Raw genomic sequence first — 21,968 nt, 5'->3', positions numbered from 1 at the left:
GCGAATCAACCTCGAAACAACATCCAGGCGGCGACTAATATCGCCAGATTGCCGACCACCGTGAGCCAGAACACCCGGCGAAACGCCACTTTTTGCGTTTTGTGCCTTAGCCAACGTTGTGCCAGCCAAGCACCCGGCCAACCGCCACACAATGCCCATATGTGTAAAGTACGCTCGCGAACACGCCAGTTATTGCGAATAGACGCGCGTTTATCCCAGCCATAAAGCACAAACGTGATCAGACTGAGCACCCCATAAGCGGCTGGCAATATCATCCACCAATCTAGCGACATTACGATAACTCCTGTTGTTGCTGCAACTGCCACAACTGAGCGTAACGGCCCTGTTGCTGCAGCAGCTCTTGATGACTGCCCTGCTCAACAATACGCCCCTGATCCATCACTAAAATATGGTCGGCATCCACAATGGTAGACAACCGATGGGCAATCACTAGGCTGGTTTGGCCACGCGACACTTCACGAATGGCCTGCAAGATGCTTTGTTCCGAACGACTATCTAGGGATGAGGTCGCTTCGTCAAATATCAGTATCGGTGGACGCTTGAGAATAGTGCGGGCAATAGCCACCCGTTGCTTCTCGCCACCGCTAAGCTTAAGTCCGCGTTCGCCTACTTGAGTATCGACTCCTGCGGGTAGTTGGGCAATAAAGTCAGCCAAATGCGCTAACTGAATGGCCTCATTCACTTCTTCATCGCTGGCCGTAATACGCCCATAGCGAATATTTTCAAAAATAGAGGCATTAAATAGCACCGTATCTTGCGGCACTATGCCAATGGCTTGGCGCAAGGAGTCTTGGGTGACGTGGCGAATATCTTGGCCATCAATCAACACGGCCCCATCGTCCACGTCATAAAAACGAAACAGCAACTTTACTAACGTCGATTTACCGCCACCGCTGGCTCCCACTACCGCCACTTTTTGCTGCGGCCTCACCTTAAAGCTCACCTGATCCAAAATAGGTCGCTCTGGCCCATATCCAAAGCTGACCTGTCGAAACTCAATTTCCCCCTGGCTCACCGCCAAGCTCGTTGCGCTCCGGTCATCGTTAATTAAGGGCGCGCGGCGCAGCAAACTAAACATGCGCTCTACATTGGCCATGGAGCCTTTCATCTCTCTATATACAAAGCCCAAAAAATTTAGCGGCAAAAAGAGCTGCATCATAAAGGCGTTTATTAGCACAAAGTCGCCTAAGGTCATGGTGCCTGCCACCACATTTTGCCCAGCTAATACCATCATGGTGGTCATGGCCACGGCAATAATCAGGGCTTGGCCGCCATTAAGTGCAAATAAGCTCAAACGATTGCTGCGCCGAGCTTGTTCCCACTGCGCCAAGTCGGTGTCATAGCGGTCGGCTTCATATTGCTCGTTGGTAAAGTATTTTACCGTCTCAAAGTTCAGCAGGCTGTCTACCGCTCGCGAGTTACTTTGCGAGTCCGCCTGATTGGCCGCTCGCACATAGCCGGTGCGCCAGTCGGTGGCAATCACCGACCAGACGATGTACACCACCACCGCAACAAACGTCACCAGTGCAAACCACACCGAATAGTTAATTAGCAAGATCCCGATCACCATGGCAATTTCGAACAGAGTCGGCACTATGTTAAACACCATAAAGCGCAGTAAGAAGCTAATGCCCGACACGCCTCGTTCAATATCGCGGGATAAGCCACCAGTATTACGGTTAAGATGAAAGCCCAACTCTAGTCGATGCAGATGATTGAATACCGAGAGTCCGATACGGCGCATGGCACGTTCGGTCACCCGGCCAAATAAGGCATCACGAATTTCTCCCAACAACACGTTTGCAAGGCGCACCACCCCATAGGCTAATAACAAGCCCAAGGGTAGTACCAACACGTTACTGCCTGCGTCATTCGCTATGCCATGATCCATGGCATCAACAATATACTTAAGAATAAAAGGCAGGCCGACGCTGGCCACTTTTGCCGCAACTAGGCAGCCCAGCGCCAATACAATACGCCCGCGATACTCCAGCAAGTACGGCAGCAGCGTACGCAAGGTTTGCCAGTTAAAAGTGCCGTCTTGTGCCTCGGGATTAAAGGAGCCGCGTCGCATGTACTCGCCTAAATAAAAAAATCATCATAGCCTGATGATACCTCGTCCAGCACCACAAGGTGACATGCTTCAGTTGAAACCACTTTAGTGTAAGCTGAGATCTCAGCGTGATAAAAGGACCGACCATGGAACGGGTGCCAGAAAACACCATTTATAGCCTGCAACTGGACGGTAACGGCGGCATGCAAGCGCTCACCGCAGGGACAGAATTACCGACAACGGCACCGGCTTGGGTGCATCTGGATTACGGGCAGCCACAGTCCCAACAATGGTTGCAACAGAGCAACTTGCTTAGCGAGAGCGCCCGCGAGGCCCTGCTCGGCCAAAGCAGCCGACCCAAGCTAATACGCCAAGGTGAAAGTTTGTTGCTGATTTTACGCGGCATCAACCATAACGAGCACGACAGGCCAGAAGAAATGGTGGCGCTGCGCATTTTTATTAATGCTCAGCTGATTATCAGCAGCCGATGTCGACCATTGCTATCGGAAAGAGACGTTTTTGAGCAATTCGCCACCCAAGATGGGCCTGTTAACCCCAGCGATTGGCTGGTAGAAATATGTGATGCCCTTACCGATCGTGCCGGCGAGTTTGTAGAAACACTGCATGATAAAATATTGGATTTAGAAGAATCCGTACTCGAAAATAACATGCCAGCCAATGGCCAGCTGGGCCGTATTCGCAAGCAGCTGATTATGATCCGCCGCTATCTTTCTCCCCAGCGGGATTTGGTGGCGCGGTTGGCCAGCGAGAAAATAAGTTGGCTAAATGACGACGACCGCCGCCGTTTACTGGATATTGCCGACCGACTACGGCGCTGGCTGGACGACTTAGACGCAGGTGTGGCACGTACCGCCGTGCTGGCAGACGAGGTCAACAACATCATGGCCGAAGCCACCAACCGCCGCGCCTATCAAATGTCGATTATGGCGCTACTGTTTTTACCTGCCAGCTTTCTCACCGGCTTATTTGGCATTAACTTAGCCGGCATGCCCGGCGCCGAAAATCCCCTCGCTTTTTGGAGCTTCTGCATGATTCTTTTAGGATTGGCGGTTGGGCTGGGAGTCTGGCTAAAACTACGGCGCTGGTGGTAGGAGACAGCGTGAAGAGTGACGGACAAACCCAGAGCGAGCGGCATAACAGATATGGAACCGAAGCTGTAGGCTCAAGATCTTCTTTGTCACAGAAAAACACGGAAGAGGTCACTAGCACTAAGTGATAAGGGCTTGCTCTTGGTAAGAGCTGGCTCTGTAATGATGCAGCTTTAGCGTTAAAGTCACTTTCAGATCTGATCACTATTTTTCCGGGGATTCCGTGCGTTCCGTGGCAAAAAGGCCTTAGATTTCTGAAAGAAAAATTGACCGAAAGTGCCACAGGAATTATTACTTAACAGCACGGCTTAAGCCAGAAAACAAAAACGGCGCCCTAAATGGCGCCGTTTTTATCGTTCGACCACATTAGATAGCGGCAGTAATCGGCGTAATCCGCACTTGGGCAATGCGAAAATCACTTAGTTCTACCACTTCAAAGCGTAAGTCTTCATGTTCAAACACCGCGCCCTCAACCGGTAGTTGACCACTCCATGCCAATAACATGCCAGCCAGAGTGGCATATTCTTCTTCAGGATCAACCAATCCGCGGCGAGATAGCACCTGTTCAAGATAATGGATATCGGTGCTGCCCTTAACTAGCCAACCAGTACCTTCGTTAACGACTTCAGGGTCTTCATCTTCATCAAGAAACTCACCCACAATCGCTTCTAGTAAATCGTGGGGGGTCACCAGTCCTTGCACAGTTCCAAACTCGTCGTTAACTAGGACCACATTGCCCCGCGCTTCGCGTAATACATTCAGCAAACGGATAACGCTAATACTGTCAGGCACGATAATGGAATCGTTACCTGCGGCCATCTCGGCCAGTGTTTTACCTTCTTTGAGGCCGACCATTAAGTCTTTGGCCCGCACCACACCCAGTAGATTATCTAATTCGCCATCGCACACCGGAAACTGGCTATGGCAAGACGCCATGAGTTCAGCTAATACCTCTTCGCGGCTATCGGAGATATCCAACCAGGCAATATCGGATCGCGGCGTCATTACCGTGCGAGTTGAGCGTTCGGCTAAAGATAAAACACCGCTGATCATATTGCGCTCTTCTTCGGCAAAGCTCTGCTCCAACGTCGTATTTTGCGTTGGCTCAGCATCTTCATCCGTATAGAGCTTCCCGCCCATCAGGCGAAATATTGCAGTAGTGGTACGCTCACGTAGCGGCAGCTGTGCTTGCTCTTTGGCAAAATTGCGCTTGATCAACTGGTTTAAAAATTCGATTAAAATAGAGAAGCCAATAGCCGCATATAAATAGCCTTTAGGGATATGATAACCAAAGCCTTCTGCTACTAAGCTAAAACCTATCATCAGTAAAAAGCTCAGGCACAGCACCACCACGGTGGGGTGGGCATTCACAAAGTCAGTTAATGACTTCGACGCCATCAACATCACCAGCATCGCCAGAATCACAGCAGTCATCATCACCGCTAAGCTATCGACCATGCCGACAGCGGTAATAATGGAGTCGAGCGAAAATACCGCATCTAACACCAATATCTGGGCGATCACCACGCCAAAGCCGGCATAAACGCCACTGTTGTTGCTTTCGTGCGTTGAGCCTTCCAGTCGCTCATGTAGCTCTGTGGTGGCTTTAAACAGCAGAAATAAACCACCGGCTATCAAAATCAGGTCTCGACCGGAGAAGCTCTGATCCCACAAGGTGACCAGCGGCGTGGTCAGCGTTACCAACCAAGAAACGACACTTAACAGAGCCAAACGCATCACTAGCGCCAGTGACAAACCGATAATGCGCGCTTTATCTCGCTGATGAGGTGGGAGTTTTTTGACCAATATGGCAATAAACACTAGGTTGTCGATACCCAGTACAATCTCTAACACTATCAATGTTATTAAGCCCGCCCACATAGACGGGTCTATCAGGAATTCCATGATTTACCTTTTAATAAAAAGTCGATGAGCAGATTAATAAGCAATGTAAGCCATACCGAAAGCATCAGTATAGTCGGAGCAGCAAACAAATTCGGATGGAGCGGCACAAGCCGAAAACAGCAGAATACGAGAGGGAAATAACAATTCAACAGCGTGTTGCAAGCAACGTCGCGAGCAATCCATATAGTACACCGGCGATTGACCGGACCTCTGGTTAAAATGAACGCATATGATAAGCGCAAAAACGGGACTAGCAAGCCTATTTAATGTTTTTACTTACTCTAAAGTAAATGGCGTGCTCAGTTTGGCACGCCAATCGACTCTGTTTTATACCTTGAAGTGACCCACCTGACTTTGCAGTAACTCAGCTAGGCGTGCCAAGTGACCACTGGTGTTGCTTGTGCATTCGGTACTATCGCTTACGTCTTCGAGCACAAAATCTATACTTTAATTAAATGTGAGGTATGTAGAGTAAAGCAGCGACAGATGCTTTACTCCATCGGCACACGGTAAGATAGGCTTTAGTCTTAGCCTTTATTTTTATCTTTAATAGGAAGTCATACCATGGCGACATTGTTGCTAAATGCCGATATGGGCGAAAGCTTTGGCCCTTGGAACATGGGCCAAGATGAAGCCATGATGCCCTTTGTCGACTTGGCTAATATCGCCTGCGGCTTTCATGCAGCCGACCCCGATACCATGCGTCGTACCGTACAACTCGCACAACGCCATCAGGTAACCATTGGCGCTCATCCGGCCTATCCGGATCTGGTGGGGTTCGGTCGTCGCTCGTTAGCATGCTCAGCGCTAGAAATAGAAAACATGGTGCTGTATCAGCTAGGGGCACTGGATGCGCTATGCCGTGCCGAAGGCACTCGGGTACGCTACGTTAAGCCCCACGGCGCCCTTTATAACGACATGATGCAAGATCACACTAAACTGGCCGCCGTGATGCAGGCGGTAGCACGCTTTGATCCGACTTTACCCTTGATGCTGATGGCCACCCGACATGCTCAACCCGCCCAGGAGTTGGCAGCCCGTCATGGCATTTCGCTGTGGTTTGAGGCGTTTGCCGATCGCGCCTACGACCCCGAAGGTTCTCTGGTCCCACGCTCTCAGTCTGGCGCCGTGTATCACGATTCTATGGTAATTATCGAACAGGCTCGGCGTATCGCCACCGGTGAGCCGTTAATCGCCAGTGACGGCCAACCGCTGCGGTTACAAGCCGACACCCTCTGTGTGCATGGCGATAATCCCGAATCTATTGCTGCGGTGAGTGCCATTCGCCAAATGCTAACCAGCTTAATGTGAGGCCTGCATTTGAATAAGAGCGTGAACAATGGCTTGAATAACCGTGTGAGCAATAACCAGAGACCGTTACCTCGGCTAGAAAATGCCGGCATGGATGCTTGGCTGGTGCGGCTGTTCGATACCATAGACGAGCGTAACATGGGCTGGATTACCGCCTTGGTGAGCGCCTGCGAGCAGGCCTTTGGCAAGCAACTGCTGGACATAGTGCCTTCTTACACCACGGTATTGGTGCAATTTGATGCCTTGCTATTGGATCATGCTCAGGCGCGTCGCTTATTACAGCAAGTGCTGGCTACGTTAGCGCCCGACAGCGGTGACGATAATGACAGCCCGATTAAAGAGCTATCGGTTTGGTATCACGCAAGCGTAGGGCCAGACATGGCACGCTTAGAACAACATACTGGCCTAGAAACGGCCAAGCTAATTGCCCTGCATAGTGACCACATTTATCGGGTATTCGCCTTGGGCTTTGCGCCTGGCTTTGCCTTTATGGGCACCCTGCCCGCACAGCTTGAGCTACCTCGTCTTGAGCGACCGCGCCCCAGGGTACCTGCGGGCAGCGTCGCCATTGCCGGTCGTCAAACCGCCGCCTATCCCCATGCTTCACCGGGCGGCTGGAATCTATTGGGGCGCACAAATGCTCGATTATTTGATGTCCAGCGCAGCGGCTTAAGCTTGCTACAGGTGGGTGACCGCGTGCGCTTTGTACCGGTGAACAAAGCCGAATTTGCACGTTTGGGGGGCGATATAACCCCCATAAGAGAGCCTTAATTGCCCCACGGATATTTAACTATTACTCGGCCCGGACCACTCAGTACCTTACAAGATGCTGGACGCTTTGGTGTGCGCCATTTAGGTGTGACCCAAGGTGGGCCTGCCGATTTGCAAGCGTGGGCCTGGGCCAACTGGTTGTTAGGTAATGCCTGGGGCTGTGCGGCGCTAGAAATTACCTTGGGTGGACTCACTCTAATGGCCGAGCAGCCTTGCACCCTTGCCCTGTGTGGGGCCGAAATACAGGCACACCGTAACGGCCAGCCGCTAACAAATGCACAGCCCTTTACCTTAGCCATAGGAGACGTGTTAACACTCGGAATGGCACGCACCGGCGTGCGCGCTTATTTAGCCGTGGTCGGAGGCTTTATTGCCAAGCCGGTATTAGACAGCACCGCCGATGTCGTTCGTGACAAGCTCGGCGGCCACAAAGAGGATGGCAGTAAACTCGCGGCTGGTGACACCCTGCTCTTTTCAACTACGGCCATAGCCATGCTTGAACGCGCTCTGCCCAATCATACCTTGCCCGATTATACGGCTGAGCCCACTCTAGATTTGATTCCCGGTGCCCAGTTTCGATTTTTTGATGATCACAGCGTGATCGCCGCCCTTAGTCAGCCTTGGCGGCTGGATCCTCGATCGGATCGGATGGGGATCCGCCTGCAAGGCCCAATACTGCACTGCAGCATAGACAGCCTTATCTCTGAAGGGCTAACTCTGGGTGCGGTGCAAGTCCCCCCGGATGGCCAACCAATAGTGCTATTAAATGATCGTCAAACTATTGGCGGCTATCCACGACTAGGCACACTCACACCACTGGCTTGCGCCCGACTCGCCCAATGCCAACCCGGCCAAACGCTGCGCCTAGCCACCACCACGGCGGCACAAGCGCAGCAGCAGTATCGGAAATTTAGGGCAAATTTTGCAGAATAAAGGCCTACAACTGAGCACTGCAGATATTCGCTTAGGGTCTGCTAACCGTTCAATATGGCTTTTTCTGCCCTACTGATTAGACTAAATTACCCTCTCTTTATTAATATAAAAAATATTATAATCAATAACATACAATTATATCGCCACGAAAAAAACGCATTTATCTCGAACGTAACTCAACCCCCAAAAGGCCACCCCACTAACTGCTTCGAACTCAAAGTATTATATCCATTGGATTACTTCGAGCCCAAACCATGCCACTGTCGATAATGTTCAGGATCACTGGCAGTCAGAAAAGATTCGGAAAGCTCGGCTAATAATGTTGTATCGGCCAGATTATGGGCTCGTATAAACATCAGCTGCGCGGGGGCATTGCTACGGCTGTGGCCGTCGAAAATACTAGCTAACTTGCTGTCGGCTTTGTCGATGTGTTGATACAGCTGCAGATAACGATCGTGAGCCGTTATGGCTTTATTCAAGGTAAGCTCGTGCGCCTTGTCCAGCACCTGCTGGCAGTAGATATTCAGCGCTTGCTGTTTGAGCTTAGTGAATTTTTTCCAGTCTGATTCAGTCATCACAATCCCTCCATATTATAGTCATAACTTGCAGAATAGCGGCCAAGCCAACCGATATCTTAGTCACAAACCAATATGAATGCGCAGTGGCAGCGGAGTGACCTCAACAGACAACGCCGTGAAAACGGCCCAACAAAAAAGCCTGCCCCTTACGGGCAGGCTTTTTTAGTGTCGGCAAAGTGATAATTAATCGATTTTATCTAGGCTATTACTCTCAATAAAATTGAGCGACATAAAGCTTTCTAGCGAGTCGTCCTTAATCTCTAACCAAGTAGCCGGCAGCTTAGTGGCCAAGGTGCCCGTCACGGTAGAAGGGTAGGACTTCTCTCTAAATGTCATGATGTTGTCTTGCTTGTCCTGCAGCCACTGCTTAAATAATTCACCCTGCTCTTCTACCGCAAAGTCGGGGTAGTCGGTGGGTCCGAGCAGGTCACGAATATAGCTAGCCTGAAAATCAATCGAGTCATGACAACTGCTTAATTGTTCATGGCGCGCTAGCCACGGCTGCATATCTTGTAGCCGCTTGTCTGCCTCAGGCACCGGTATCTTACCCATAATGGCATCACGGGCGTACCATGCTTGAGCATCAAACATATTAAAAGTGAAGTACTGATCCTGCATACCCAGATAGATCAATTTAGGGTTTTGCTGAAAGAAGATGCCTTTATACAGGTTATCTGGATACAAACAGTTATTGGTCTGCAACCGCAGCTCATCTGGCAAAAACGGGAAGTGGAACAAATAGCCGGTGCACATAATAATGGCATCAAACTCTTTGCTACTGCCGTCTGCAAAATGGCCCACATTGCCGACCACATGCGTTAACAGCGGTCGCTCTTCCATGCCCTTTGGCCAGTCAAAGCCTAGAGGCTGGCTACGATAGCTAATGGTTACCGACTTGGCGCCATACTTAAAGCACTGAGAACCCAAGTCTTCCGCCGAATAGCTGGCACCCACCAAGAGTACATCCTGGTTTTCAAACTCCAGCGCGTCTCTAAAGTCGTGCGCATGCAGTACCCGGCCCGGAAACTGCTCTACACCTTCAAAGTACGGCATGTTTGGCGTAGAGAAATGGCCGGTAGCAATAACCACATAATCAAATTCGTTAGTTTCCTGCTCGCCTGTTTTATGGTTCATGACGGTAACAGTAAACATTTTGCTGCTTTCGTCATAAGCCACCCAACGAACTGGGCATTCAAATCGGATGTATTTAAAAATGGCCTGCTTATCGATTCGACCCATAATGTAGTCTTTAAGCACGGCACGCGGCGGGTACGATGGAATTGCCTGACCAAAGTGCTCATCAAATGAGTAATCTGCAAACTCTAAGCATTCTTTAGGGCCGTTAGACCATAGATATCGATACATGCTGCCATGAACTGGCTCGCCATTTTTATCTAAACCCGTGCGCCAAGTGTAATTCCACATGCCGCCAATATCATTTTGTTTTTCATAACAGACGATTTCCGGCAGGTTTTTCACCCCCGCTCGACGAGCCTCTTCAAACGCTCTTAACTGCGCCAAACCACTAGGACCTGCGCCTAATATCGCTATTTTCTGCTGCTTCAAAATCATCTCCTTTAAGGCAATAACCTTGCCATACTAAAGGATTTAATCGTTGATTTACAAATAAAAAAAGAAAACTGCGCTAAAAATAGCCAGATGAGACGGGTTATTTTAGCCGCAACTGTTCACAATTCTTACCCTGTAAGATGATTAAATTGTGCGACTTTCAGCTATCTTCAGCAGTAAATCCTGTGCCGCAATTCGCGGACAGTGGGCCTGACAAATCGCCGCGACCAAGGCGATACCATCGACTCCGGTCGCCACAATGTCAGTCAGATTAGTATCATTAATGCCGCCAATGGCGACCAGAGGTAACGTGCTGTAAGCCACGGCCTGCCTGAGCCCAGCAATGCCCCACTGCTTTTTTAGATCTGTTTTAGTGGGTGTGGTAAAAATGGCGCTAATGCCTAAGTAGTCTACGGGTAATAACTGGGCCTCTTGCAACTGCTGTTCGGTCTCTACTGACAATCCCAGCAGCTTGTCTGGCCCGATGAGCTGGCGCGCTAAAGTGGCTGGCATATCAGACTGGCCTAAGTGCACCCCCTCGGCATCTATTGCGAGGGCAACATCGACCCTATCGTTGATAATAAGCGGCACACCGGTGCCTTGCAGCAGCTTTTTGATGGCTTGTGCCCGCTCAATAAATGCGCGCACATCACCGTGTTTTTCACGCACCTGTACCATGGTCACACCACCGTGAACCGCTTCACTGACTACCTTGGTCAAAGTATCGAGTTCCAGCTGATCATCGGTGACTAAATAAAGTCGATACGGGTTCATGGTTGCTCCGGTTGCTATTAATAATAAGGACTCAGGCGCTCTAGGGTTGGATTACAGCCAATCGCTTATGGTTTATTGCTGATAGCTATTTTTACGAGAGTTAACTGCAAACGCTGCGCTAGAGTATCTACATCTAATTGATACAACACATCCAGCAGTTTTAGCTGCAAACTGCCCGGCCCTGCCGACTGCGCCGCCGCTATTTCACCCGCCACGCCCAGCACCGCAGCAGCGGCCAAACCCGTAGTTTCGCCTACGGCAGCAAACGCACCGGTGAGTGCCGACAAGGTACAGCCCATGCCCGTCACAAACGGCATCATCGCATGACCATTATGCAAACTTATTTCGCTATTTTTGCCGATTATAAAGTCGGTTTCGCCGGAGATAACTACATTACAGTGATAATGTTCAACCAAATATCGCGCCGCATCCACGGCAGTCTCGCTCGCATCAAGCGCATCCACCCCTTTGCAGCTAGCCTGAGTTGCATTTTCAAGACCCGCTAGCGCTATAATTTCTGACGCATTACCACGAATAATTAGCTGATCTGCCAAATCGGCAATGCGCCGCGAGGTGTGGGTGCGCAACTGGCTGGCCCCGCAACCTACGGGGTCTAACACCACCGGCTTACCTTGTTTGTTGGCCTGCTCGACTGCAAACAACATACGCTCAACCCACACGCTGTCTAGGGTACCTATGTTGACCACTAAGGCGCCTGAAAATACCATCATCTCGGCCAGCTCGCCCCGTGAATGAGCCATAATCGGTGACGCGCCCAGCGCCAATAGCCCGTTGGCAGTGTTATTCATCACCACGTAGTTGGTGATATTTAACACCAATGGCTTGTGCTCACGCACCGTATTCAGGGCGTTAATAATGATTTGAGTCGACATACTTTTCCTTATCGAACCCGATGAGGGGCATTCAATGTTATATATAAATTTTACTTGTGGCTCAATTTATAGCCCAACTTGAGCAATCTCAAAGTTTACGGCCAGCCGACACTGGATAGACTAACATTATCAATATTACCGCTTATCATAGCGAACTCCCTATGAGATACCCTCCAGCTCTTTTGCTCTTGCTGAGTACCACGCTTTTCGGCTGTAGTAGCCAGGCTCGGGTGGTAAGCCAGCCAAGCTTTGCCCTAAGTGATACCCAAGGCACCCGCTTGGGCGAAGGTATTGCCAAAGAAGCCCTGCGCCATCAGGCTGCTTCTGGATTCCACTTGCTGGGTAATGGCTTGGATGCCTTCGTCACTCGTTTGCTGTTAATAGAGGCCGCAGATCAGTCTTTGGATGTGCAATACTACTTGTACCATGACGATGCCACCGCAAAGTTGTTTACCTACTACTTGCTACGCGCAGCCGACCGCGGCGTAAGAGTGCGTATGCTGCTAGATGATTTTGGTCACGATGGCCAAGAAAAACTATTCAGCGCGCTGATCCAGCACCCTAAGATTTCCATTCGACTATTTAATCCATTTTCCAATCGTGCCATGCCCTATATCGATTTTTTACTCCGCTTCTCAAGGGTAAATCGGCGCATGCACAACAAGTCATTTATTGCCGATAACCAGGCCGCTATTATTGGCGGTCGTAATATCGGCAATACCTATTTTGCCGCCGACGAGTACATCAACTTTTCGGATCTGGACGTGTTAGGCGTAGGAAGTTTTGCACCGGAAGTCTCAACCGCCTTCGATCGCTATTGGAATCATAAATTATCCATCCCGATACAGCAGCTGGAACCGTCCGTGCATTCCTCGGCCTTGTCGGTGGTACGTACCCAACTAGAGGCCATCAGCAAAAGCGAAAACAGCCGCGCCTATTTGGCTCGTCTGAAATCTTTGCAGCTGGTAGAAGATCTCAAGCACGGAGAACTCGAGCTTCATTGGGCAGAGTTCAGCCTTATTTTTGATGACCCCGACAAAATTCTTAATTCAACCGACGATGATACCGGCCACATTGCCCCAGCACTAATAGCCTTGCTGGACAGGGTGCATACCGAAGCATTAATAGTATCGCCCTACTTTATTCCAGAAAAAGACGGCGTGGAAAACTTTGCCAACTGGGTGGAATCCGGTGCCAAAATCACCATCTTAACCAACTCATTGGCAGCCAATGACGTGCCCCTTGTGCACTCCGGCTACGCCAGTTATCGCAAGCCGTTAATAAAAGCCGGGGTTAAATTATGGGAGCTGCAACCCACAGCCAAAATAAAGATAAAGGGCCAGCATAATAGAAGCCTGTCCAGCTCGTCCAAAGCCAGCCTGCACGCCAAAACAATGATTTTTGACAGAGATACCCTGTTCGTCGGCTCCATGAATATGGATCCGCGTTCAATTAACCTGAATACCGAAATTGGCCTATTAATTTATAGCGAAAAGCTGGCTGATTATGCCAGTGAAGCGTTCTTGGAAGAGCTGCCCGCCCATGCTTGGCGGCTAGATATGGCGGTAAAAGACGGTATTTGGGGCCAGTCGGAGCAATTAATCTGGTTGGATGAGTCCACTGCGCCGGCCACTATTATCAGCCACGGCAGCGAACCCGAAGCCGGTCGCTGGAGCCGCTTTAAGGCATGGTTCTTTGGCTATCTACCCATAGAATCAATGCTTTAAAAGACAGCTGTCAACTATCAGTTAAGGACCAATCTTAAGGCCGAAAAATTAGCACAAATAACATAGGCCAAGCCGCTTTAGATTTGATGCCGGCTCTTAACTGATAGCTTAAAGCTGACGGCTTACCGCTGCCCGCAGGGCTTCAGCCAAAACGACGCGACTTGCGGTTAACTTCGTCGATTTGCGAGTTAAGCGTGCAGAAATCGTAGAGAAAACCAAGCAAAAACAGGCCACCGGTACAAAACCAGATAATGGCGGTGACCCACTTGCCCATATATAAACGATGGATGCCAAAGATGCCGAGAAAGGTCATCAGGATCCAGGCAATATTATAGTCAGTTGAGCCTGTGGTGTAGCGTTCATCCGCATCTCGGTCCATGCTGGGGATCAAGAATAAATCAACAATCCAACCAATAAAAAATAACCCTAGCGTAAAAAAGTAAATCACGCCGCTAACAGGTCGACCGTAATAGAAGCGGTGCGCTCCCATAAAGCCAAAAATCCACAGAATGTAGCCAATCACCTTGCTGTGTGTATTGTTCACGGTTATCTCACTCCCAGTGCTGCCATACAAATATTTTAGCTTACGCGCAGTGCCGAGCAAGCACCATATTTAAAGCGATAATTTATGTCGTGAGATCAAGATGCCAGAATAGGCTTTTGATACCCTTGTCTAAAAGGAGATTATTCGTGCTAAAAATCGTATTTGGCGTAGCTAGAGTGAATTTTTTAACACTAGCCTTAACCTGTGTATTACTCGCTTTTACCTTTAGCTTATATCAAGGGGCGACTTTTGTTCCCGCAGAAGTGGCGTTAGTGGTGGTAATGGCACTTGCCGCGCATGTTAGCGTTAATGCCTTTAATGAGTATTTTGATTTTCGATCTGGGCTTGATTTCTTAACACAAAAGACGCCGTTTAGCGGGGGCAGTAACACCTTAGTTACGTCACCACACCACGCCCACATCGCCCTTTGGCTAGCTTGGCTCAGCCTGCTAGTTGTCGTGGTAGGTGGCTTATTTTTAGTTGCTCAATATGGCTGGCCATTATTATGGATTGGCCTGCCTGGCATCATTATTATTTACACCTATACCCAATATATTAATCGACTGCCCTTGGTATGCTTGTTTGCCCCCGGTATCGGCTTTGGCTTATTAATGACCTTGGGGTCAATCTGGGTATTCCAGCAATCACTGGTGGCCGGTGCCTGGTTACTGGGGGTGATTATTTCTTTATTAGTAAGTAATTTATTACTACTCAACCAGTTTCCCGATGTGGCCGCTGACCAGCAGGTGGGCCGGCGTAATTACCCTATCGTGCTCGGTTTGGGCGCCAGCAGTGCAATCTTTAGTATTTTGTACCTTCTGTCGTTCGGCTTATTAATACTCGGGGTGAGCTTATCATGGCTGCCTAATTACACCTTAGTCGCACTCTTGTCTGGGCTGTTACTGATTAAGCTATTACCCGCCGTTATTCGCCATCGGGCCAACATTACCGAACTTACCCCTTATTTAGGGCTAAACGTCATTTTTATTCATCTTTATCTGTTACTGCTTAGCGCCAGCTTGCTATGGGCATGGTGGTAAACTTAGGCTACAAGGCTTGCTTGCGCGATTACCCCAACGGCTTATTATGTCCCAGCATCTGGCTGCTGGGTCTCTTAGTTAAACGCTGTTACGCTATAAGCGGGAGCCGCCTTCACAGTTCCCGCTTATTGTTAGCGACTGGCGGAGTAGCTGTTATCCCAATCGGTCCATACCGGCTGCAAACCGGTGGCCACCAAGGCACTGGCAACCTCAGCGGGGCTGCGGTCGTCGTCGATTTCAAACTGCTCGAGCTCTGGCTTGTCATCCTCCACATAGCCGCCAGGTTGCGTCTTGGATCCAGCGCTGATGCTGGTAATGCCCAGCGGTATCACCTTATCGCGAAAGGCCTGAGCCTCGCGAGTCGACAGACTGAGCTCTAACTCATTATCAAACAGTCGATAGGCACAAATCAGCTGCACCAGCTGACGATCACTCATAATCGACTTAGGCACCAAACCGCCCTCGCAGGGGCGCAAACGAGGAAAAGACACCGAATAACGGGTCTGCCAGTACTGTTTTTGCAAGTAACGCAAATGGGCCGCCACATAGAAGCTGTCGGCACGCCAGTCTTCCAGCCCAAACAAGGCGCCTAAGCCAATTTTGTCGATGCCCGCTTTGCCTAGCCGATCTGGGGTTTCCAGCCGCCAGCGAAAATCCTTTTTCTTACCACGAATATGGTGCTCGTCGTAGGTCAGGTGCTGGTAGGTTTCTTGATACACCATGACGCTGTCTAATCCGTATTGGCGCAGCTCAGCATACTCGGCTTCAGAAAGTGGCTGTACCTCCATCATCACATAGCTGAAGTGGCGCTTGACGATAGGAAGCATTTGCTTGAAATAATCCAGCCCGACCTTACCTTCATGCTCACCGGTAACCAACAGCACGGTATCAAAGCCCATTGCCTTGATCGCTAGACATTCCTGCTCGATTTCCTCGGCACTCAAGGTTTTACGCTTAATACGATTGCTCATGGAGAAGCCGCAATAAGTACAGTCATTGGCACAGAGGTTGGATAAATACAGCGGAATAAAAAGCCCGACCGTGCTGCCAAAACGCTGACGGGTCAGTTGGTAAGACTGCTGCGCCATTTGCTCTAGGTACGGCTCGGCGGCAGGCGAAATCAGCGCCATAAAGTCCTGCAGGTCGCGCTTGGGCTTGGCCAGCGCCAGCTCCACGTCTTTTGCCCGTTTGCCATAGATGCTCATCTTAATGTCATCCCAATCCATGGACGACCACACGTCAAAAAAACTCATAACGTATCCAGAAAATCTGTCAGAGGACTCGTGGCTTGGGCGTACTGACTTTTGCCTGCCAACCCAGCTTCATACGCCATACGACCAGAGATAACCGCCAGCTTGAAGGCTTCGGCCATGGCAATAGGATCGCGAGCGGTGGCAATAGCAGTATTCACCAGCACCGCATCGGCACCCAGCTCCATCGCGTAAGCGGCGTGACTAGGGGCACCAATCCCAGCATCAACCACCACCGGCACATTGGCCTGCTCGATGATAATCTGCAGAAAATCGTGGGTAACTAGGCCTTTATTGGTACCAATAGGAGCACCCAACGGCATCACGGCGGCACAGCCCACTTCTTCTAGTCGCTTGCACAACACCGGATCTGCACTGCAATAAGGCAGCACGATAAAGCCTTCTTTTACCAGTATTTCTGCAGCCCTAAGGGTTTCTATCGGATCTGGAAGCAGATATTTAGGGTCGGGATGCACTTCCAGCTTTAACCATTTGGTGCCTAGGGCCTCGCGGGCCAGGCGCGCCGCAAACAGCGCTTCTTCTACGGTTTTGGCACCCGCAGTATTGGGCAGCAAGTTAACTCCCAGTTCGAGCAGAGGGGGCAGTATGTCATCACTGTGATTTTTTAAATCCAGACGTTTCATTGCCATGGTGACCATGTCGGTACCACCGGCAATAAAGGCATCTTTCATTTGTTGGCCGTTGGCAAACTTGCCCGTTCCGGTAAACAGACGAGAGCTAAAGGTTTTGTTAGCAATAATAAGACTCATGTTAGCCTCCGGCTATGGCGTGAAATAGGGTGATTTTATCGTTAGATACTAATTGCTGTTCTGGCCACTGACTACGCGCTACTACCTGCTGATTAAGCGCTACCGCCACGCCGGGCTTGTCTTGTTCAAGCTCAAGCAATAACTGGCCCAGCGTCGTGCCTTTGGCTAACTCCAGCGCGTCGTTATTTAATATTACTCTGATCATGCATCTTCCCTCTTTACGCCACATACCGGACAAGCGGGATCTTTAGGCACCCGCAAGCCGTGCCAACTATGATTTTTAGCATCAAACAGTTTTAATTCACCCCAAGGCACAGTGCCGGTACCGGTGAAAAATTTAATGGCTTCTAGCGCCTGCAGCATGCCGATAGTGCCCACAACGGGGCCAATCACACCAGAATTGCTGCAGTTCAGCTGTTCGCCAATATCTGGCCCATACAAACAACGGTAGCAGCCATGGTCACGGGCTGGATCTAGCGCCAATAACTGGCCTTCAAACCGAATGGCCGCACCTACCAGCAAAGGCTTGCCCCGGGCATAACAGGCGGCGTTCAGCTCTTGGCGGATCAAAATGTTGTCGGTGCAATCCAGCACCAAATCGACTTCTGCCACAAACGCGGCCAAGTTATCTGCGCCCAGTTTTTGATTGATGGCAATCACTTCCACTTCGGGATTCAACTGTTGTAGCTTGGCCCGAGCCGTTTCGGCTTTGCTGTGCTGTAGGCTGTCCATATCGTATAGAGTTTGGCGCTGCAGATTGCTGACCTCTATTTGATCGAAGTCTGCCAGCCACAAGGTGCCCACTCCCGCCGCCGCGAGATATTGCACCGCCGGCGAGCCTAAGCCACCGAGGCCTACCACCAACACAGAAGCCTGCTTCAGCTTCAGCTGGCCTTCTTCGCCAACTTCTTCCAGCAGCAAGTGCCGGCTATAACGCATGAATTCGCTGTCGCTAAGCATGTTATTTCTCCACTGACGCCAGCAACGCACAAGTCGCGGCTGCCGAGCTATAAACGTCGGTAAATTCACGGTCGCTAAGCATGTTATTTCTCCATTAACGTCAGCAACGCACAAGTCGCGGCTGCCGAGCTATAAACGTCGGTAAATTCGCTGTCGCTAAGCATGTTATTTCTCCACTGACGCCAGCAACGCACAAGTCGCGGCTGCCGAGCTATAAACGTCGGTAAATTCGCGGTCGCTAAGCATGTTCTTTCTCCACTAACGCCAGCAACTCACGAGTAGCGGCTTCTGGGTTATCGGCTTCGGTAATCGCCGTGACTAACGCTATGCTACCCACGCCGGTTTCGGCCACCATTGGCACCCGATCACGACTAATACCGCCAATGGCAACCAATGGAAACTCAGTTTCCATCAGTGCTACATAGCGATGTAGGCGCTCTAAGCCTTGCGGCCGCGACGGCATGTCTTTGGTTTTGGTGGGAAAGATATGCCCCAACGCCAGATAAGACGGCTTAAGCTCGCGGGCCCGCAGCATTTCGTAATAACCGTGGGTCGACAGACCCAGCTTAATGCCAGCGGCACGAATAGCTTCAAGATCGGCGATTTCTATGTCTTCTTGCCCTAAGTGCACGCCATAAGCGCCATACTTGATGGCTGAGCGCCAGTAGTCATTGATAAACAAGCGCGCGTTAAAACGCTGACCCAGCTCGACAGCGGCTTTAATATCGGTCTCCACCTCGGCGTCGGTTTTATCTTTGATGCGCAACTGCAGGGTACGTACCCCCCAGTTCAGCAATTGCTCCAGCAACACCACGCTGGTCACCACCGGATACAGCCCTAACTTTAGGGTATCCATGGCGGCAAATTCACCCTTAGGGTGTGGGCCACTAATGCCTAATTGCTCGGCCAAGTCTGAACCAGGCATTACCACGATGGGGAAGTCATTCAGATCGGTCGGCCAGCCTAAGTGGGCAACTGGGCCTGCGCCTGCGCCTACGGCTTGGGCTCCTTTTAAGCCTTGATTTACATAGGCTTTAGCCAGCACCAAGGCATCTTCTATTGGGTAATCTAGCGCAATGGCGGTGGCAATGGCCGACGATAACGTGCAACCGGTGCCATGGCCGTGGGCCGTGGCTACACGAGGGCTGGCCAGCCAAATTTCACGCTCGCCATCGGTATAAAAATCGATAGCCTGTGAGCCTGCCCAAGCTAAGTGCCCGCCCTTAACTAATACCGCACGCGCGCCCATTTCTAGCAACGCGGCCGCACCGGCGCGTACTGCCGCAGGTGAGTCGGGCTGAATGCCCGACAAAGCGGCTAACTCGAGAGCATTAGGCGTGATCAGGTCGACTTCGGCTAGCAAATGCTGCTTTATGGCAGGCAACAAGCTGGCTTCGGCCATGGCGTGACCGCTGCTAGCAATCGCCACCGGATCCAACACCACAAACGGCTGCCACTGACGACGATATTCTCGCAAATAGCGCGCCAGCACTTCGGCACGTAAGCCACCGGGTAACAAACCGATTTTAATGGCTTTAGCCTGCATATCCGTGGCTAACGCCACTAATTGACTGGTAAAAGCCTGCATTAATACCGGCTCAACCATGGTCACTGCTACCGAGTTTTGCGCGGTAATAGCAGAAATAACCGAGCAGCCGTGGCCGCCCAGTGTGTGAATGGCGTGTAAGTCGGCCTGAATACCAGCGCCGCCGCCCGAATCAGAACCGGCAATGGTCCAGACTATGGGTCTTGTCATATCAGTTCTTTCTCCAGTTTGTCGGCTTGGTGATACAGCTCACCGCCGCGTTTTTTGAATTCTTCTGACATCTGCGCCATGCCCGCAATCACGGTTTCGTGATTGCCATTGATGTCGACCATTTGAATGGCAATCGCTTCTTGTGCTGCCACATACTCACGGACTTCTTGGGTAATTTTCATCGAACAGAACTTAGGCCCACACATGGAGCAAAAGTGAGCCACTTTGCCAGACTCTTGCGGCAAGGCTTCGTCGTGATAATCGCGGGCGGTTTGTGGGTCGAGTGCGAGGTTAAACTGATCTTCCCAACGAAACTCAAAACGCGCCTTAGACATGGCGTTATCACGAATTTGCGCGCCAGGATGACCTTTAGCTAAGTCGGCCGCATGGGCGGCTATCTTATAAGTAATTAAACCCTGCTTCACATCCTCTTTATTAGGTAGGCCTAAATGCTCTTTCGGGGTTACATAACACAGCATGGCGCAACCAAACCAACCGATCAGCGCGGCACCAATGCCGGAAGTAATGTGGTCATACCCTGGGGCAATATCGGTAGTCAGCGGACCTAAGGTATAAAACGGCGCTTCATGGCAGTGCTCTAATTGCTCTTCCATATTGCGCTTGATCATGTGCATAGGCACGTGGCCTGGGCCTTCAATCATCACCTGTACATCATATTCCCAGGCAATTTTGGTTAACTCACCCAGCGTATACAACTCGGCAAATTGCGCTTCGTCATTCGCATCAGCAATCGAGCCTGGACGCATACCATCACCCAGTGACAATGAGACATCGTAGGCGGCACAGATTTCACAAATATCGCGAAAGCGTTCATATAAGAAGCTTTCTTTATGATGCGACAAGCACCATTTGGCCATAATGGAGCCACCACGCGATACAATCCCCGTCACTCGTTTGGCCGTCATGGGCACATAACGTAGCAACACACCCGCATGAATGGTGAAGTAATCAACACCCTGCTCGGCCTGCTCAATTAACGTATCGCGGAACACTTCCCAGTTTAAGTCTTCGGCCACACCGTTTACTTTTTCTAGCGCCTGATAGATAGGGACTGTGCCAATAGGCACTGGGCTGTTACGCAAGATCCATTCGCGAGTTTCGTGAATATTACGGCCCGTCGATAAGTCCATCACGTTATCGGCCCCCCAACGGGTGGCCCACACCAATTTCTCTACTTCTTCTTCAATCGACGACGTTACTGCAGAATTACCGATGTTCGCGTTAATTTTAACTAAGAAGTTGCGCCCGATAATCATAGGTTCAGATTCGGCGTGGTTAATATTGGCCGGAATAATGGCGCGACCTTCGGCCACTTCTTGACGTACAAACTCAGGGGTAATGTTTTCGGGTAGGTTGGCACCAAAGTTTTCACCCGGATGCTGCTGCAACAACATTTCATCACGCACTCGCTCACGCCCCATGTTTTCACGAATGGCGATGTATTCCATTTCGGGGGTGATAATGCCTTTGCGGGCATAATGCATTTGCGTCACACACTGGCCTAACTTAGCTTTACGTGGCTTGGGCATCTGTTCGAAGCGCAGGTGATCCAGACCATCATCGGCCATGCGCTCTTGAGTAAATTCCGAGCTTACTTGCTCCAACTCAAGGGTATCGTTGCGGTCCAAAATCCATTGGCGGCGCAGCTGGGGTAGCCCTTGGCGTACATCAAGCTCTGTATTTGGATCGCCATAAGGGCCTGACGTGTCATAGATAGGCACAGGCGCGTTGGGTTCGAGAATGGGATGCTCTTCACTGCCGCCTTTAAAGCTGTCGGCTAAGTGGATTTCGCGCATCGCCACTTGTATATCTGGGCGTGAGCCTTGGATAAAAATGCGCTTGGAATTAGGAAAGTGTTCGCCCTTGAGGTTATCGATAAACTCTTGGGCTTGGCTGCGCACTTCGCGACGGTTGATTTTCTTAGGCTTTGGATCTGAAACGTTAGTGGGTTTTGGTGCTTTCGTTGACATAGCAATCTCACTT

General features: G+C 50.5%; 20 protein-coding genes. 6 read left to right on the top strand and 14 right to left on the bottom strand.

From position 1 onward, the window contains the following. Window positions 1–5: 5 nt before the first annotated feature. On the bottom strand, window positions 6–293 hold the full coding sequence (locus tag ACFQ1C_RS10475; RefSeq protein ID WP_379558556.1) for a DUF1294 domain-containing protein: 288 nt from the start codon (window positions 291–293) through the stop codon (window positions 6–8). Then, a complete protein-coding gene (locus ACFQ1C_RS10470; protein ID WP_379558555.1) occupies window positions 293–2,095 on the bottom strand; it encodes an ABCB family ABC transporter ATP-binding protein/permease in 1,803 nt (600 codons plus the stop codon). Before ACFQ1C_RS10470 ends, ACFQ1C_RS10475 begins: the two co-directional genes overlap by 1 nt. Before the next feature lie 125 nt (window positions 2,096–2,220). Between ACFQ1C_RS10470 and zntB the strand changes: the two genes are divergently transcribed. Further along, on the top strand, window positions 2,221–3,186 hold the full coding sequence (gene zntB / locus ACFQ1C_RS10465) for a zinc transporter ZntB (RefSeq protein ID WP_379558554.1): 966 nt from the start codon (window positions 2,221–2,223) through the stop codon (window positions 3,184–3,186). 363 nt (window positions 3,187–3,549) lie between these two features. On the opposite strand, the gene ACFQ1C_RS10460 is transcribed toward zntB, so the two are convergent. Continuing rightward, window positions 3,550–5,088 (bottom strand): TerC family protein, encoded by a 1,539-nt coding sequence (locus tag ACFQ1C_RS10460; protein WP_379558553.1) that lies wholly within the window; start codon window positions 5,086–5,088, stop codon window positions 3,550–3,552. A gap of 564 nt (window positions 5,089–5,652) precedes the next feature. Between ACFQ1C_RS10460 and ACFQ1C_RS10455 the strand changes: the two genes are divergently transcribed. Genes ACFQ1C_RS10455 through ACFQ1C_RS10445 form a run of 3 tightly spaced genes read left to right on the top strand, consistent with a single transcriptional unit; the run spans window position 5,653 to window position 8,103 of the window. Beyond that, window positions 5,653–6,399, top strand: coding sequence for a 5-oxoprolinase subunit PxpA (locus ACFQ1C_RS10455; RefSeq protein WP_379558552.1), 747 nt, complete (start codon window positions 5,653–5,655; stop codon window positions 6,397–6,399). Window positions 6,400–6,408: 9 nt separating this feature from the next. Next, window positions 6,409–7,170 carry a 5-oxoprolinase subunit PxpB gene (pxpB, locus tag ACFQ1C_RS10450; RefSeq protein WP_379558551.1) on the top strand — a complete coding sequence of 254 codons (762 nt, stop codon included), beginning with the start codon at window positions 6,409–6,411 and terminating at the stop codon, window positions 7,168–7,170. Next, complete coding sequence (locus ACFQ1C_RS10445; protein ID WP_379558550.1) at window positions 7,171–8,103, top strand: 5-oxoprolinase subunit C family protein; 933 nt, start codon at window positions 7,171–7,173, stop codon at window positions 8,101–8,103. Window positions 8,104–8,339: 236 nt separating this feature from the next. Here the strand turns inward: ACFQ1C_RS10445 and ACFQ1C_RS10440 are convergent, their stop codons facing one another. From ACFQ1C_RS10440 to thiM, 4 genes are all read right to left on the bottom strand, one after another. Then, the gene (locus ACFQ1C_RS10440) at window positions 8,340–8,678 is read right to left on the bottom strand and encodes a hypothetical protein (protein WP_379558549.1); all 339 of its coding nucleotides are present in this window, start codon (window positions 8,676–8,678) and stop codon (window positions 8,340–8,342) included. Between the two features lie 186 nt (window positions 8,679–8,864). Then, on the bottom strand, window positions 8,865–10,253 hold the full coding sequence (locus ACFQ1C_RS10435; RefSeq protein ID WP_379558548.1) for an NAD(P)-binding domain-containing protein: 1,389 nt from the start codon (window positions 10,251–10,253) through the stop codon (window positions 8,865–8,867). Window positions 10,254–10,394: 141 nt separating this feature from the next. Further along, the gene (gene thiE, locus ACFQ1C_RS10430) at window positions 10,395–11,024 is read right to left on the bottom strand and encodes a thiamine phosphate synthase (RefSeq protein ID WP_379558547.1); all 630 of its coding nucleotides are present in this window, start codon (window positions 11,022–11,024) and stop codon (window positions 10,395–10,397) included. Between the two features lie 65 nt (window positions 11,025–11,089). Beyond that, the gene (gene thiM / locus ACFQ1C_RS10425) at window positions 11,090–11,917 is read right to left on the bottom strand and encodes a hydroxyethylthiazole kinase (protein WP_379558546.1); all 828 of its coding nucleotides are present in this window, start codon (window positions 11,915–11,917) and stop codon (window positions 11,090–11,092) included. Between the two features lie 161 nt (window positions 11,918–12,078). Here thiM and ACFQ1C_RS10420 point away from each other — a divergent pair, with 161 nt between their 5' ends. Further along, window positions 12,079–13,644 carry a phospholipase D family protein gene (locus ACFQ1C_RS10420; RefSeq protein ID WP_379558545.1) on the top strand — a complete coding sequence of 522 codons (1,566 nt, stop codon included), beginning with the start codon at window positions 12,079–12,081 and terminating at the stop codon, window positions 13,642–13,644. Window positions 13,645–13,786: 142 nt separating this feature from the next. On the opposite strand, the gene ACFQ1C_RS10415 is transcribed toward ACFQ1C_RS10420, so the two are convergent. After that, complete coding sequence (locus ACFQ1C_RS10415; RefSeq protein WP_379558544.1) at window positions 13,787–14,188, bottom strand: NINE protein; 402 nt, start codon at window positions 14,186–14,188, stop codon at window positions 13,787–13,789. Window positions 14,189–14,334: 146 nt separating this feature from the next. Here ACFQ1C_RS10415 and ACFQ1C_RS10410 point away from each other — a divergent pair, with 146 nt between their 5' ends. Continuing rightward, a complete protein-coding gene (locus ACFQ1C_RS10410) occupies window positions 14,335–15,228 on the top strand; it encodes a prenyltransferase (protein ID WP_379558543.1) in 894 nt (297 codons plus the stop codon). Between the two features lie 131 nt (window positions 15,229–15,359). Here the strand turns inward: ACFQ1C_RS10410 and thiH are convergent, their stop codons facing one another. The 6 genes from thiH to thiC form a co-directional block, all read right to left on the bottom strand. Continuing rightward, the gene (thiH, locus tag ACFQ1C_RS10405) at window positions 15,360–16,481 is read right to left on the bottom strand and encodes a 2-iminoacetate synthase ThiH (protein WP_379558542.1); all 1,122 of its coding nucleotides are present in this window, start codon (window positions 16,479–16,481) and stop codon (window positions 15,360–15,362) included. Further along, complete coding sequence (locus tag ACFQ1C_RS10400; protein WP_379558541.1) at window positions 16,478–17,248, bottom strand: thiazole synthase; 771 nt, start codon at window positions 17,246–17,248, stop codon at window positions 16,478–16,480. The genes thiH and ACFQ1C_RS10400 overlap by 4 nt, the downstream gene beginning before the upstream one ends. Window position 17,249: 1 nt before the next feature. Next, the gene (gene thiS, locus ACFQ1C_RS10395; protein WP_379558540.1) at window positions 17,250–17,453 is read right to left on the bottom strand and encodes a sulfur carrier protein ThiS; all 204 of its coding nucleotides are present in this window, start codon (window positions 17,451–17,453) and stop codon (window positions 17,250–17,252) included. Beyond that, window positions 17,450–18,208, bottom strand: coding sequence for a HesA/MoeB/ThiF family protein (locus ACFQ1C_RS10390; protein ID WP_379558539.1), 759 nt, complete (start codon window positions 18,206–18,208; stop codon window positions 17,450–17,452). Before ACFQ1C_RS10390 ends, thiS begins: the two co-directional genes overlap by 4 nt. 238 nt (window positions 18,209–18,446) lie before the next feature. Next, window positions 18,447–19,964: a thiamine phosphate synthase gene (gene thiE, locus ACFQ1C_RS10385; RefSeq protein ID WP_379558538.1), complete on the bottom strand. Its 1,518-nt coding sequence runs from the start codon at window positions 19,962–19,964 to the stop codon at window positions 18,447–18,449. Beyond that, window positions 19,961–21,955 carry a phosphomethylpyrimidine synthase ThiC gene (thiC, locus tag ACFQ1C_RS10380; RefSeq protein ID WP_379558537.1) on the bottom strand — a complete coding sequence of 665 codons (1,995 nt, stop codon included), beginning with the start codon at window positions 21,953–21,955 and terminating at the stop codon, window positions 19,961–19,963. The genes thiE (ACFQ1C_RS10385) and thiC overlap by 4 nt, the downstream gene beginning before the upstream one ends. Between the last annotated feature and the right edge of the window lie 13 nt (window positions 21,956–21,968).

The sequence above is a fragment of the Oceanisphaera ostreae genome (assembly GCF_042676125.1).
Taxonomy (GTDB): Bacteria; Pseudomonadota; Gammaproteobacteria; order Enterobacterales; family Aeromonadaceae; genus Oceanimonas; species Oceanimonas ostreae.
The sequence above is the reverse complement of the archived record's forward strand: the minus strand, read 5'-3'. Positions and strand labels throughout refer to the sequence as shown.

Coding starts and splice junctions, on each gene's coding strand:
- thiM (WP_379558546.1), bottom strand. CDS start 11,917: ATGTCGACTCAAATCATTATTAACGCCCTGAATACGGTGCGTGAGCAC.
- ACFQ1C_RS10440 (WP_379558549.1), bottom strand. CDS start 8,678: ATGACTGAATCAGACTGGAAAAAATTCACTAAGCTCAAACAGCAAGCG.
- ACFQ1C_RS10400 (WP_379558541.1), bottom strand. CDS start 17,248: ATGAGTCTTATTATTGCTAACAAAACCTTTAGCTCTCGTCTGTTTACC.
- thiH (WP_379558542.1), bottom strand. CDS start 16,481: ATGAGTTTTTTTGACGTGTGGTCGTCCATGGATTGGGATGACATTAAG.
- thiS (WP_379558540.1), bottom strand. CDS start 17,453: ATGATCAGAGTAATATTAAATAACGACGCGCTGGAGTTAGCCAAAGGC.
- ACFQ1C_RS10470 (WP_379558555.1), bottom strand. CDS start 2,095: ATGCGACGCGGCTCCTTTAATCCCGAGGCACAAGACGGCACTTTTAAC.
- thiC (WP_379558537.1), bottom strand. CDS start 21,955: ATGTCAACGAAAGCACCAAAACCCACTAACGTTTCAGATCCAAAGCCT.
- ACFQ1C_RS10475 (WP_379558556.1), bottom strand. CDS start 293: ATGTCGCTAGATTGGTGGATGATATTGCCAGCCGCTTATGGGGTGCTC.
- zntB (WP_379558554.1), top strand. CDS start 2,221: ATGGAACGGGTGCCAGAAAACACCATTTATAGCCTGCAACTGGACGGT.
- ACFQ1C_RS10435 (WP_379558548.1), bottom strand. CDS start 10,253: ATGATTTTGAAGCAGCAGAAAATAGCGATATTAGGCGCAGGTCCTAGT.
- ACFQ1C_RS10455 (WP_379558552.1), top strand. CDS start 5,653: ATGGCGACATTGTTGCTAAATGCCGATATGGGCGAAAGCTTTGGCCCT.
- thiE (WP_379558547.1), bottom strand. CDS start 11,024: ATGAACCCGTATCGACTTTATTTAGTCACCGATGATCAGCTGGAACTC.
- ACFQ1C_RS10460 (WP_379558553.1), bottom strand. CDS start 5,088: ATGGAATTCCTGATAGACCCGTCTATGTGGGCGGGCTTAATAACATTG.
- ACFQ1C_RS10390 (WP_379558539.1), bottom strand. CDS start 18,208: ATGCTTAGCGACAGCGAATTCATGCGTTATAGCCGGCACTTGCTGCTG.
- thiE (WP_379558538.1), bottom strand. CDS start 19,964: ATGACAAGACCCATAGTCTGGACCATTGCCGGTTCTGATTCGGGCGGC.
- ACFQ1C_RS10420 (WP_379558545.1), top strand. CDS start 12,079: ATGAGATACCCTCCAGCTCTTTTGCTCTTGCTGAGTACCACGCTTTTC.